Source organism: Nitrobacter vulgaris (assembly GCF_002028545.1).
Classification (GTDB): Bacteria; Pseudomonadota; Alphaproteobacteria; order Rhizobiales; family Xanthobacteraceae; genus Nitrobacter; species Nitrobacter vulgaris.
The window spans coordinates 15,924-28,776 of sequence record NZ_MWPQ01000005.1 but is presented as its reverse complement, the minus strand read 5'-3'; the positions used below and the strand labels follow the sequence as shown (position 1 = coordinate 28,776).

Here is a 12,853-nt window from a genome sequence, read left to right as displayed (position 1 = left end):
TTGCGTATGGAGTTTTCGATGGCCCCGCGTGCTAACTGGAAGGGCTTTTTGCGCCTTTCGCTCGTGACCTGCCCGGTAGCCCTGTTTCCCGCGACCTCGGAGTCCGAGAAGGTCAGCTTCAACCAGATCAATCGCAAGACCGGGCACCGCATCAAGTATCAGAAGGTCGATGCCGAAACCGGCGACGAGGTCGACAACGACGATATCGTCAAGGGGTACAAGATCGATACCGATACCTATCTCGAAGTGACGAAGGACGAACTCGACAACATCGCGCTGGAGTCCACCCACACCATCGATATCGACCGGTTTGTGCCGCGCGCAGAGATCGACGATCTTTATATCGTCAGGCCGTATTATCTGGTGCCGGACGGCAAGGTCGGACACGATGCCTATGCCGTGATCCGCGACACCATCAAGGCGACGGGCAAGGTCGCGCTGGCTCGGGTGGTGCTGACCAATCGCGAGCACGTCATTGCCCTTGAAGCGCGCGACAACGGGTTGGTCGGCCTGCTGCTGCGCTACGCTTACGAGGTACGCGAGACATCGGACTATTTCGACGACATCAAGGAGGTGAAGATCACCAAGGACATGCTCGATCTCGCCAAACATATCGTCGAGCAGAAGTCCGGCCGCTTCGAGCCGACCGCCTTTAAGGATCATTATGAAGCGGCGCTGCTGGACCTGATCGAGCAGAAGAAGGCAGGCCACCCGATCGCAAAAGCCAAGGTCAAGACCGAAGGCAATGTCATCAACCTGATGGACGCCTTGCGGCGGAGCCTGAAGGGCGGCAGGTCTGAGCGGACAGAAATCACCGCCGCTCCCGCGAAGGGCAAGAGGTCAAAGAAGCGGGTCGAAGGTCAGCGCGAAATGTTGTTTCCGATCGAAGGCAAGAAAGCCGCGAAGGAACCCAAGCGCGAGACTGCGAAGCGGCCAGCCAGGACGCGCGCCGCAAAAAAGGTACCCGCGGCAAAGCGCAAAGCCGGATAGCCGGGCGCGGACATGCGCAAGCTGATCGCCTTCGACGACGAGACCATGACCGCGCTGACGCAACTTGGCCATAGCCGCATGGCGACCCTCCAGGATCTGGCAGACGAGGCGTTCGCCGACCTTTTGAAGAAGCACGGCGTGCCGATTGATCTCAAGGATGCCCTGCGGAAGAGTGCGGGTGTCGGAAAGAAAAAGGCGTGACGCCGGCAGCACTCTTGCGCTTACCGGGCGTTGCCGACGTTTGATCCTTGATCGGAGCCGTCGCCGTGCCATCCCGAAAGCTCAGCACCTACCGCAAGAAACGCGACTTTTCGAAAACCGCCGAGCCGAGCGGCAAGGCGCGCGTCGTGCCCGCTAGGCAACTGCGGTTCGTGATCCAGAAGCACGATGCCACCCGGCTACATTACGATCTCCGCCTTGAGTACGAGGGGGTGTTCAAATCCTGGGCTGTGACGCGAGGTCCCTCGCTCGACCCCGGCGAGAAGCGGCTGGCAGTCGAGGTGGAGGATCACCCGCTCGACTACGGCGACTTCGAAGGCACCATCCCGAAAGGTCAATATGGCGGCGGCACGGTGGAAATCTGGGATCGCGGCTACTGGTACGCCGAAGACCCGGCGAAAGGCCTCGCGAAGGGCGACCTTAAATTCGCGCTGATGGGCGAGAAGCTTCAAGGCGAATGGGTGCTGGTGCGCATGAAGCACGACCGCAGCGGCGGAAAGCGCACCAACTGGCTGCTGATCAAACACCGCGACGACTACGCAAAGCCGGGCGGCGGCGAGGATGTGCTGGAAAATGACCGTTCGGTCGCATCGGGTCGGACCCTCGAACAGATCGCCAAAGGCAAGGGCAAGGCGCCGGAGCCTTTCATGATGACCAGGCGGATCGCCGGCTCTGACGCGGTTTGGGATTCGAACAAGGGCGCTGCCGCGGAGGCGCGCGCCAGGGAATCGAAACGGTCGGCAAAGCCGAGCGCAAAGCCCGCGTCGACCGGCAAGAAGGCGCCGAAGAAAGCCCGAGTACAAATTGCCAAGGCTCGCGCGATCAAGGGCGGGATACCGAACTTTGCCGGACTTCAGCTTTGTGAAACGGCAACGCGCCCGCCATCGGCGGAGGGCTGGGTGCATGAAATCAAGTTCGACGGCTATCGCATCCAGATACGGATCGAGAACGGTGACGTGACGCTCAAAACCCGCAAAGGCCTCGACTGGACCGATAAGTTTTCAGCCATCGCAAAGGCGGCCGCGAAACTGCCCGACGCCATCCTCGACGGCGAGATCGTCGCGCTCAACGCAAAGGGCGATCCGGATTTCTCGGCGATGCAGGCCGCGCTGTCCGAAGGCAAGACGGATGCGCTGGTGTACTTTGCTTTCGACCTTCCGTTTGCCGAGGGCGAGGATCTGCGCCCGCTGCCGCTGCTGACGCGCAAGGACCGGCTTCGCAAGCTGCTCGGGCGCTCTGCAAGATCCGACCGCGCACCGATCCGCTACGTAGAGCATTTTGACGTGAACGGCGAACAGATGCTCGCAACGGCGCACGAATCCGGCCTCGAAGGCATCATCTCCAAACGCATCGACGCGCCCTATCGCGCCGGCCGCGGCGGTAACTGGGTCAAAACCAAGAGCCGTCCCGGCCATGAGGTCGTGATCGGCGGGTGGAAGACAACAGGCGGCAAGTTCCGCTCGCTAATGGCCGGCGTCTATAACGGCGACCACCTCGTCTATACCGGCATCGTCGGCACCGGCTACGGCCGCGATACCGTGAAACGCATCATGCCGGCATTGAAAGCCGCGGCCGCATCGAAAAGTCCTTTCACCGGCAAGAATGCGCCGGCCGGCGGTCGCAACGTTCATTGGCTGAAACCTGAACTGGTCGCCGAAATCGAATTCGCCGGTTGGACTGATGACGGCATGGTCCGGCAGGCAGCCTTCAAAGGGCTGCGCGCGGACAAGCCGGCGCGCGAGGTCAGGGCGGAAATGCCGGCCCGTGCGGCCGCCCCACGATTCAACAAGACACGGCCCGACAAGACAAAGCTCAACGCAACACAGCCCAACGCGCGAGCCACACCAGCAGCGAACACCGACACGACCAGATCGCGGCAACCTCGCACGTCTACGGCGCGCGATCGCTCGACGGTGATGGGTGTTGTGATCTCGCATCCAGATAAAGCGCTATGGCCGGATGCGGACAGGCAGCCGGTCACCAAGCTCGATCTTGCCGCCTACATGGAAGCCGTGGGCGGCTGGATGATCGGCCACATCCGCGGACGGCCGTGTTCGATTGTTCGCGCACCAGATGGCATTGATGGCGAAACGTTCTTTCAGCGCCACGCCATGCCGGGTCTCTCGGATCTGGTCACGCAAGCGAAGGTATCAGGCGACCGAAAGCCTTATCTGCAGATCGACCGCGTCGAGGCACTGGCGGCGGTGGCGCAGATCGGCGGTATCGAATTGCATCCGTGGAACTGCGTGCCCAACGAATACACGGTGCCGGGACGGCTGGTATTCGACCTCGATCCCGCGCCGGGCATCGCATTCCCCGACGTGATCGCTGCGACCAAGGACATGAAGCAGCGGCTTGAGGCGCTCGGGCTCGAAACGTTCTGCAAGACCACCGGCGGCAAGGGGCTGCACGTCGTCACGCCGCTTGCAATCAAGCAAAAAGACGGATTGAACTGGAAGCAAGCCAAGATGTTCGCCCAAGCCGTCTGCGAACAAATGGCCGCTGACGCACCCGATAAATATCTCATCAACATGTCGAAGAAGCAGCGCGAGGGAAAAATCTTCCTCGATTATCTTCGCAACGATACCAAATCGACGGCTGTCGCGCCGCTGTCGCCGCGCGCGCGCCCCGGCGCCACTGTATCCATGCCGCTGAACTGGTCTCAGGTGAAAGCCGGTCTCGATCCTAAACGTTTCACACTCCGCACCGCGCCAGACCTCTTGAAAAAGAGTAAGGCATGGGCGGACTATGACAAGGCCGCGCGTCCGCTAACCACCGCAATCAGCAGGCTCGTACGATGACGAACATGACAGGTAGTAGCCGAAGGATCGCGCTGCTCGGCATTCCCATCGACATGGGCGCATCGCAACGCGGCACCTTGATGGGGCCAGCAGCACTGCGGACCGCGGGAATCAAGCCGGTGCTGGAAAACCTGGGCATCGATGTCCTGGATCATGGCGACATCTCCATTGCTCAGGTCGTGCCGGCAACCGACCCAATTCCCGCGAAGGCCAACAACTACCGCGATATCCAGGCATGGATCCGCGCACTCAGCCCGCGCGCTTATGATCTGACGACGTCCGGCGCGATCCCGATTTTTCTTGGCGGCGACCACAGCCTGTCGATGGGTTCGATCAACGGTGTCGCGCGCTATTGGCACGAAAGAGAGCGCGAACTGTTCGTACTTTGGCTCGACGCTCACGCCGATTACAATACACCGCTGACGACCATGACCGCGAACATGCACGGCATGTCGGCCGCTTTTGCGTGCGGCGAGCCCGGGCTTGATGGGCTGCTCGGCGACGAGCCGCGCGCCTCTATCTCGCCAGCGCATCTGGACCTGTTCGGCATCCATTCGATTGACCCGCTCGAGAAGAAGCTGGTGCAAGACCGTCGCATCGCGGTCGCTGACATGCGCGCGATCGATGAGTTCGGCGTATCCGTATTGATTCATCGCGTCATCGAGCGAGTGAGGGCGCGCAATGGCGTCCTGCATGTCAGCTTCGATCTCGACGTCCTGGACCCCGGCATCGCGCCCGGCGTCGGCACGACCGTTCCGGGAGGAGCGACCTATCGCGAGGCACATCTCGTCATGGAACTGCTATACGATTCCGGACTGGTCCGTTCGGTCGACATCGTCGAACTCAATCCGTTTCTCGACGAACGCGGGCGAACCGCGCGGGTCGCGGTGGAATTGATCGCGAGCCTGTTCGGGCAGCAGATCACCGACCGCCCGACTCCAAGCAATGCGCTGGAGCCGGATAGAATCTGAACACGCGCGGCAGTCTTGCGGACATCATGCAAATGCGGTCGTGACCGCGCGTCCGACGGCCGCGATGACAGCGTTTTGCCGATCCGCCGAGGCGGTGGCGCCCGTGAGATAGGCCGTCACAATAAACGGCGCCCGATCCGGCGGCCAGATCACAGCGACATCATTCGCTGTTCCCCGCTCGCCGGACCCGGTTTTGTCGCCGACGCGCCACGCGGCCGGCAATCCGGCGCGCAGGCGCTTGCCGCCAGTCGTATTGGCGGCGAGCCAACCCGCGAGTTGAGCGCGCGACTCCGCCGACAGCATGCCGTCCAACACCAACGCCCGCAAATCGGAGGCCATCGCGTTCGGCGTCGTGGTATCGCGCGGATCGCCTGGCAGCGCTTCATTAAGTGCCGTCTCGGCGCGGTCGAGACGCGTCATGTCGTCGCCCAGACCCCGCACAAAAGCGGTCAGGCCCTGCGGGCCGCCAATGCTCGCGAGCAGCAGATTTCCCGCCGTGTTGTCGCTGAGCGTAATTGCGGCCTTGCATAGTTCTGCGACGGTCATGCCGTGCGGGCCGACGTGCTTCTGCGTCTCCGGCGAATGGGTCACGAGATCGGTCTCACTGAAATAAATCCGCCGCGAGAGATTTTCCTTGCCGGCATCGACCCCTTGAAGAACGGCGCCCGCCGCTAGCACCTTGAAGGTGCTGCACATTGGAAACCGCTCGTCCATCCGCTGGCCGACGCGCTGGCCGGTGCTGGTATCGAGCAGCGTGACACCCAGCCGCCCGCCGCCGCTTTCATTTTCCAGCCTTTTCAATTCGTCGACAAACTTCTCATGCAATGCCGAGGCCGCCCGGACTCGGCCAGCCCGGCCTATGACGACCAGCCCCGCCAGGCCCGCACCCGTCGCACACAGCAATCGTCGTCTGCCGATCATTTTTTAATCGTCCTCATATTTGGCTGTGCCGAGATAGTTAGATATGCCGTAGCGCGGCGTAACTATCGAAGAATGGATGGGCGAGCATCGAACCGCTCTTCAAGACATCGATGTGCAGGCTTACTCTGCCGCCTCCTTAGCCGCCGGAGCCGCGGCCTTGACCTCGGCATCGACGTCGTTCTCGAATCTACCGAAATTCTTCCGGAACATGTCGACCAGGGCGCGCGCGGTCCTGTCGAACTCGACCTTATCGGCCCAGGTCTTGATCGGATCGAGGATATGCGGCTCGACGCCTGGTACCGAGGTTGGGACTGCGAACCCGAAATATTTGTCATTGTGAAACTGGACGTCGCGCAAGGAGCCGTCGAGCGCTGCGCCGAGCAGAGCGCGCGTGACCCTGATTGGCATGCGACGGCCGGTCCCGTATTTGCCCCCGGTCCAACCGGTGTTCACCAGCCAGCAATCGACCTTGTGCTTCGCGATCAAGGCGCGCAGCATGTTGCCGTAGACGCTGGGATCGCGCGGCAAGAACGGCGAGCCGAAGCAGGTGGAGAATTCTGGCTGCGGCTCGTTGCCGAGGTCGCGCTCAGTTCCCGCTACTTTCGCGGTGTAACCCGAAAGAAAATGATACATTGCCTGCGCCGGCGTCAGCCTGGCGATGGGCGGCAGTACGCCAAAGGCGTCAGCGGCCAGCATGATCAGATTTTTTGGCTGGCCGGCACAGCCTGTTAAAGACGCGTTCGGAATGAATTCGAGCGGATAGGCCGAACGGGTGTTCTCGGTCTTCGAGTCGTCATTGAAATCGGGTACCCGCGTGGCTTCGTCGTGTACGACATTCTCAAGCACTGCGCCGAAGCGTTTCGAAGCGGCGTAAATCTCGGGTTCGGCCTCCTGCGACAGCCTGATGCATTTGGCGTAGCAGCCGCCCTCGAAATTGAAGATGCCGTCCTTGCTCCAGCCGTGCTCATCGTCGCCGATCAGCGTGCGTTTGGGATCGGCGGACAGCGTGGTCTTTCCCGTTCCCGAGAGGCCGAAGAAGATCGCGCTGTCACCGCCGGGGCCGACATTGGCCGAGCAGTGCATCGGCAACACGCCTTTGTCGGGCAGATGGTAGTTCAGCGTGGTGAAGATGCTTTTCTTCATCTCCCCGGCATAATGAGATCCGCCGATGAGAATGATCTTGCGGATGAAATCGATGGCCACAACGTTCTCCGAGCGAACGCCATGCCGTTTGGGATCGGCGCGAAAGCTCGGCAGGTCGATGACGGTCAGTTCAGGTACGAAGTTGGTAAGTTCCGATATCTCCGGCCGGCGCAATAGGGTGCGAATAAAAAGCGAATGCCAGGCCAGCTCGGTGAAAACGCGGGTCTTGATACGGAAATTTGGATCGGCACCACCATAGAGGTCCTGTGCGAACAGCGTCTTGTTCCCGGCGTGCTCAAGAAAGTCGGAATACAACGCGCCGAATTGCCCCGACGTCATCGACTGGTTGCCTGCCCACCATATATTTTTATCGGTGGTCACATCACGGACCACGAACTTATCCTTGGGGCTTCGGCCGGTGAAGATACCGGTCTCCGCGCATAACGCGCCATCCGCATTCAGCATCGCTTCGCCTGTACGTAGGGCATGCTCGTAAAGCTGCGGCGCGCCAAAATTCCAGTACACGGCCTTGAGATTTTTTAGGCCGAACTTTTCGGCGCCGAAGGCGCCGTTACGCACGCCTGTCTCAGGCACGGAAAATTCCTCCTCGTCGAATCCGCATCGCAGGGCGCGATCATAACCAATCGCGCTTCCGCAGCGATGTCTAAATTATAGCCGTCCAGAGCCGGCATTGATCAAGGCCAAACTCATCTGGCCAATCCCGGCTTACTCCAGGAATTCGGATCAAGCCTATGCTGACGCGCGGGCCTTTTCCGCCAATTCCTTCAAGACACCGCGAAGTTCCTCGGGCGTGACGACCCGCCGCGGAAAATCAAGGCGCAACGCATCACGCTTGTCGGCACTCATGTCCAAGCCGTCGGGATCGCAGCCGGTGCAGCGCCAGTCGGCCGTCTCCGCGCCGAGCAACCGCGTTGCATAAAGATTCAAGGCGTCGCGATGATCGCCATTCATATGTTCGATCGCAGTTTGTTCGGCCGCGACCAACGCGTCCGCGCCCTCAAGGCTGGTCAGAATCTTTTCCGGCCTGAGATCAACAATCCGTCCGAAACCGGCCACCAAATGAACTCCGGTTAGCCGAATCCGGAAGAACGAAAAATCATTGAAATCCGCGAAAGATTCCGCCGAGGGGTGAACGTTCAGATAACGCCTTCGCAGGATTGCCTTGAGTTCCCCATCCGCCTCCTCGGCTGTTCCCGCGACCATGATCCGCGAGCCTTCCAGAGGGTCGCCGGCTGCGCGCTCGTCCAGCATCAGCGACACCCTGGGATCGGCGAGCAGATTTTTCGTATGCACTGCAAGGCGTGAAATCAAAAGAATTGGTGAACCATCGTAATGGCTTGCGACATTCACAAGGGAGCAATAGGGGTCGCCGCTACCTGCCATTAAGGTTGCAAGTGCGCCTTGCCGGCTGCGGCGTAGCAGGGATCGGGTCAGGTTTGCGGCTGTGAAATTGGCGGTCGGCTGCATGGCTTAAATCCTCAAATTTGAAAAACCACCTTTTCAGGGCTAAACTGATAACCGAACAGAGTGGGAACGGTAGGGCCTTTCGCACGTTTAAAGAGCCTCGGTCACACTTCAGCCTCGCTTGCATTGCTCGTTGACTGCGTTCTTAAGGTTACACCAATGGCAGACGGTCGAATTGTTCGCCTCTCGCCACCCGCTTCGGAAAGCAGGCATATGCCCACAATTGCTTTGGTCGATGACGACCGCAACATTCTCACATCGGTGTCGATTGCGCTCGAAGCCGAAGGCTATCGCATCATGACTTATACCGATGGAGCGTCGGCACTCGACGGCTTCCGCACCAGCCAGCCGGACCTTGCGATCCTCGACATCAAGATGCCGCGCATGGACGGAATGGAGACACTGCGACGACTGCGTCAGAAATCCGACCTGCCCGTTATTTTCCTCACCTCCAAAGACGAAGAGATTGATGAACTGTTCGGCCTCAAGATGGGTGCCGACGATTTCATCCGCAAGCCGTTCTCGCAACGGTTGCTGGTCGAGCGCGTCAAAGCGGTTTTGCGCCGAGCCTGCCCGAAAGATCCTGCCGCCGTACCCAAGGAGAGCGACGCAAAGGCGCTCGACCGTGGCCTGCTGCGCATGGACCCGGAGCGTCACACCTGCACCTGGAAGAATGAGCCCGTCACCCTGACCGTCACGGAGTTCCTTATTTTGCAAGCGCTGGCGACACGCCCCGGCGTCGTCAAAAGTCGCAACGCGCTGATGGACGCCGCCTACGATGATCAGGTCTACGTCGATGACCGCACCATCGACAGCCACATCAAGCGGCTGCGTAAGAAGTTCAAGGTCGTCGACGACGACTTTGAAATGATCGAAACCCTGTACGGCGTGGGTTACCGCTTCAGGGAAACCTGATAACATCGTTATGGGCGCGGCCCGTGAACCGGATGTTCGATGACATGTCCGGTTTGCTTTCGGTGTGAATGCGAACGTTCGTCGTCCAGCCGCATCTTCAGCGACAAACGCGAAGCGTTTACGCGGGAATGACAGCAATAGTGAATTTGGTGCAACCGGGCAGTTTCAGTCCTTGCTTGATCGAACGCAGCCTGATTTGAATCCCGAGACCGAGGACACCTCACAAGTCCTGGCGGCGGAAGGTCTTGCCGATCAGGCCCAACGGACGCCGCCCTGGCAACGGCCGCTTGGCTGGCTCAGGCGCGCAGGCCAGTTTCTCTTCACGCTCAGCTTTTCGAGCCTGACCCGCCGCATCGTATCGCTTAATCTCGCCGGCCTGATCGCGCTGGTCGCCAGCATTCTCTATCTCTCGCAATTCCGCGCCGGCCTGATCGATGCGCGCGCGCAAAGTCTGCTGGTACAGGGCGAGATCATAGCCAGCGCCATTGCCGCCTCGGCCACGGTCGAGACCAACACGATAACAATCGATACGGATCGCCTGCTCGATCTCAAGCCCGGCGAGAGCTATGGCGCACCGGACGAAATTTCAGGGCTGGACTTTCCAATCAATCCTGAGCGGGTCGCTCCCGTGCTGCGGCGGCTGATCTCTCCGACCAAGACCCGGGCGCGCATCTACGATCGCGACGGAGTATTGATTCTCGACAGCCGCAGCCTCTTTCGCCGCGGCGACGTCATACGTTTCGAACTGCCGCCCCCGACCGACGTCAAACCGGGGTTCATAGAACGCACCACGATCGCGATCCGCACCTGGCTCAATCGCGGCGATCTTCCGCTCTATCGTGAGCTCGGTCCCGAAAACGGCAACGGCTATCAGGAGGTTGCGCAGTCGTTAAAGGGTGAGAAATCCAGCATGGTGCGCATTAACGATCGGGGCGAAATCATCGTTTCGGTCGCCGTTCCGGTCGAACGCCCCCGCTCCACCATTTTCGGCTCGCTGATGCTATCCACTCAAGGCGACGATATCGACCAGATGGTCATGGCGGAACGGCTGGCAATCCTGAAAGTATTCGGCGTTGCCATGATCGTCATGATCGTGCTGTCGCTGCTGCTCGCAAGCACCATCGCCGGACCGGTACGGCGGCTCGCAGACAGTGCGGAGCGTGTGCGGCGCCGTATCAAGACGCGCATCGAGATTCCCGACTTCACTCGCCGCCGCGACGAAATCGGTCACCTATCCGGCGCGCTGCGCGACATGACCGACGCGCTCTACAACCGTATCGAGGCGATCGAGACCTTCGCGGCCGACGTTTCCCATGAACTGAAAAATCCCCTCACCTCGCTGCGCTCCGCGGTGGAGACCCTGCCGCTCGCGAAGACCGACACCAGCCGCAGCCGGCTACTGGAAGTCATCGAGCACGATGTCCGCCGACTTGATCGACTGATCTCCGACATATCCGACGCAAGCCGACTCGACGCCGAGCTACAACGGCAGGATGAGGCGCCCGTCGATATCCAGCGTCTTTTGACCATGCTTATATCGGTCGCGAACGAAACCAAGCTCGGCCGCGACATCAGTGTCGACGTGCGCTTCGAAGGCAGTCGCACCTTCTCGGTGCCGGGGCATGACTTGCGACTAGGACAGGTGATATCCAACCTCCTGACCAATGCTCAATCGTTTTCGAAACCCGGCGGCCGTGTGCGCATCGTGTGTCGCCGCTTGAAATCCGAAATCGAGATCGTCGTGGACGACGACGGTCCCGGCATTCGCCCCGACGCGTTGGAGCGCGTGTTCGAGCGCTTCTACACCGACCGACCCGACCAGGGTTTCGGTCAGAACTCCGGGCTTGGCCTTTCGATTTCGAAACAGATCATCGAAGCGCATCGCGGACGGATCTGGGCTGAAAACCGCCCCGGACCGACAGATGCCCATGGCGACATCCGGATCGCCGGCGCGCGTTTCATCGTCCGGCTTCCCGCGTCATGATCGCGTCGTCCGGACCGACGATCCATGGCTCCGCGGTTCTGGTAGGAGATCGCGCCGTTCTGATCCGCGGCCCCTCCGGCGCCGGCAAGTCTCGTCTCGCCTTCGACCTCATCCTCGCCGGCCGCAGCCGCCAGCTCCCCGTAACGACGCTGGTCGGCGATGACCGCCTCTTCGTGACGCCGCTTCATGATGGGCTGCTCGTCAGGCCCGCGCCTGAGCTTGAGGGAATGATAGAAATCCGTGGGTTCGGGATTCGCCGGTGCGCTTTCATCGCGGAGGCGCAGGTCGGCCTCGTGATCGATCTCGAGGCGCCCGACGCGGAGCGCTTGCCGCCGCCAAAAGCGCTGCGAACCACCATATTAGGGGTCGATCTGGCCCGAATTCCGGTTGCAGCTACTTTTTCGCCACTTCCGATAGCCATCGCTGCGCTGACGACTATTCCGGGTTGCAGCGACACTCGCTCCACTACCGATTGTCCGGGGGAATCCGGTAACCATATAAGTCCTACTACAGCCATGGAGTAAACCATCCCGGCTTTCAGAGCGGACCCGCTTTTCAGGGAAAAACCTAGCACTCCCCCTTGCGTGAGAGCTCTGGATGGTCAAAGTGGCCTGTTCGTGCGGTGCACCAAAAGCACCCGCGAGGAGTTTTCAATGATTGGTCTGGTACTTGTGACCCACGGGCGCCTTGCCGATGAGTTCAAGGCGGCACTCGAACATGTGATGGGCCCGCAAAAGCAAATCGAAGCCATCACCATCGGCGCCGAGGACGATGCCGATCTGTGCCGGGGCGATATCATCGAAGCCGTCAATCGCGTCGACAGCGGCAACGGGGTTGCCATTCTCACCGACATGTTCGGCGGTACGCCTTCAAACCTCGCGATCTCTTGCATGAGCCGGCCCAAGGTCGAGGTGCTCGCAGGCATCAACCTTCCCATGCTCGTCAAACTTGCCAAGGTGCGCAACGATCTCCCGCTGCCGGAAGCCATCGCGGCGGCGCAGGAGGCCGGACGCAAATACGTGACGATCGCCAGCCGGGTACTCGCCGGGAAATGACCGGACAGCCTGACGACGCAGCCTCCTCGGGTCCCCCACCGACGGTGAGCGAGGCATCTCCTGCCGGAACGGTCTCCTGCGAAATTTCGATCATCAACAAGCGCGGCCTTCATGCGAGGGCGTCCGCGAAATTCGTACATCTGGTCGAACGCTTCGACGCCGACATTAGCGTAACGCGCAATGGCGAGACGGTCGGAGGCAATTCGATCATGGGATTGATGATGCTGTCCGCGGGAATCGGAACGACGATCATCGTTTCGGCAACTGGTCCGGAGGCGAAAGCGGCGGTCGACGCGATCACAGAGCTCGTCGGCAATAAGTTCAACGAGGACGAGTGATCGTCTTCTCGCTCTTGCCCTTAAAACAGTC

The 12,853-nt window shown here is 60.6% G+C and carries 12 protein-coding genes; 9 read left to right on the top strand and 3 right to left on the bottom strand.

Features of this window, described 5'->3' with window-relative positions:
• The first annotated feature begins 18 nt into the window (after positions 1 to 18).
• The 4 genes from ku to rocF all read left to right on the top strand — a co-directional run bounded on the left by ku (position 19) and on the right by rocF (position 4,981).
• Positions 19 to 990 (top strand): non-homologous end joining protein Ku, encoded by a 972-nt coding sequence (gene ku / locus B2M20_RS01965; RefSeq protein ID WP_079445536.1) that lies wholly within the window; start codon positions 19 to 21, stop codon positions 988 to 990.
• Positions 991 to 1,002: 12 nt separating this feature from the next.
• Entirely contained in the window at positions 1,003 to 1,191 is a 189-nt protein-coding gene (locus B2M20_RS01960) for a hypothetical protein (protein WP_079445428.1), read from the top strand.
• Between the two features lie 65 nt (positions 1,192 to 1,256).
• Complete coding sequence (gene ligD, locus B2M20_RS01955) at positions 1,257 to 4,010, top strand: DNA ligase D (protein ID WP_079445535.1); 2,754 nt, start codon at positions 1,257 to 1,259, stop codon at positions 4,008 to 4,010.
• Positions 4,007 to 4,981: an arginase gene (rocF, locus tag B2M20_RS01950; RefSeq protein WP_079445427.1), complete on the top strand. Its 975-nt coding sequence runs from the start codon at positions 4,007 to 4,009 to the stop codon at positions 4,979 to 4,981. The genes ligD and rocF overlap by 4 nt, the downstream gene beginning before the upstream one ends.
• A 24-nt stretch (positions 4,982 to 5,005) precedes the next feature.
• Here rocF and bla read toward each other — a convergent pair whose 3' ends face one another.
• The 3 genes from bla to B2M20_RS01935 form a co-directional block, all read right to left on the bottom strand.
• Positions 5,006 to 5,902: a class A beta-lactamase gene (gene bla, locus B2M20_RS01945; RefSeq protein ID WP_079445426.1), complete on the bottom strand. Its 897-nt coding sequence runs from the start codon at positions 5,900 to 5,902 to the stop codon at positions 5,006 to 5,008.
• A gap of 120 nt (positions 5,903 to 6,022) precedes the next feature.
• Positions 6,023 to 7,639, bottom strand: a complete 1,617-nt coding sequence (locus B2M20_RS01940) for a phosphoenolpyruvate carboxykinase (RefSeq protein WP_079445425.1) — start codon at positions 7,637 to 7,639, stop codon at positions 6,023 to 6,025.
• A 156-nt stretch (positions 7,640 to 7,795) separates the two neighbouring features.
• Complete coding sequence (locus tag B2M20_RS01935) at positions 7,796 to 8,533, bottom strand: HugZ family pyridoxamine 5'-phosphate oxidase (protein WP_079445424.1); 738 nt, start codon at positions 8,531 to 8,533, stop codon at positions 7,796 to 7,798.
• Positions 8,534 to 8,743: 210 nt separating this feature from the next.
• On the opposite strand from B2M20_RS01935, the gene B2M20_RS01930 reads away from it, so the two are divergent.
• The 5 genes from B2M20_RS01930 (at position 8,744) to B2M20_RS01910 (ending at position 12,822) form a co-directional block, all read left to right on the top strand.
• On the top strand, positions 8,744 to 9,445 hold the full coding sequence (locus B2M20_RS01930) for a response regulator transcription factor (RefSeq protein ID WP_079445423.1): 702 nt from the start codon (positions 8,744 to 8,746) through the stop codon (positions 9,443 to 9,445).
• A gap of 172 nt (positions 9,446 to 9,617) precedes the next feature.
• On the top strand, positions 9,618 to 11,429 hold the full coding sequence (locus B2M20_RS01925) for a sensor histidine kinase (protein WP_173815889.1): 1,812 nt from the start codon (positions 9,618 to 9,620) through the stop codon (positions 11,427 to 11,429).
• On the top strand, positions 11,426 to 11,953 hold the full coding sequence (locus tag B2M20_RS01920) for an HPr kinase/phosphorylase (protein ID WP_079445422.1): 528 nt from the start codon (positions 11,426 to 11,428) through the stop codon (positions 11,951 to 11,953). Before B2M20_RS01925 ends, B2M20_RS01920 begins: the two co-directional genes overlap by 4 nt.
• 129 nt (positions 11,954 to 12,082) lie before the next feature.
• Positions 12,083 to 12,484 carry a PTS sugar transporter subunit IIA gene (locus B2M20_RS01915; protein ID WP_079445421.1) on the top strand — a complete coding sequence of 134 codons (402 nt, stop codon included), beginning with the start codon at positions 12,083 to 12,085 and terminating at the stop codon, positions 12,482 to 12,484.
• The gene (locus B2M20_RS01910; RefSeq protein ID WP_079445420.1) at positions 12,481 to 12,822 is read left to right on the top strand and encodes an HPr family phosphocarrier protein; all 342 of its coding nucleotides are present in this window, start codon (positions 12,481 to 12,483) and stop codon (positions 12,820 to 12,822) included. Before B2M20_RS01915 ends, B2M20_RS01910 begins: the two co-directional genes overlap by 4 nt.
• Positions 12,823 to 12,853: the final 31 nt, after the last annotated feature.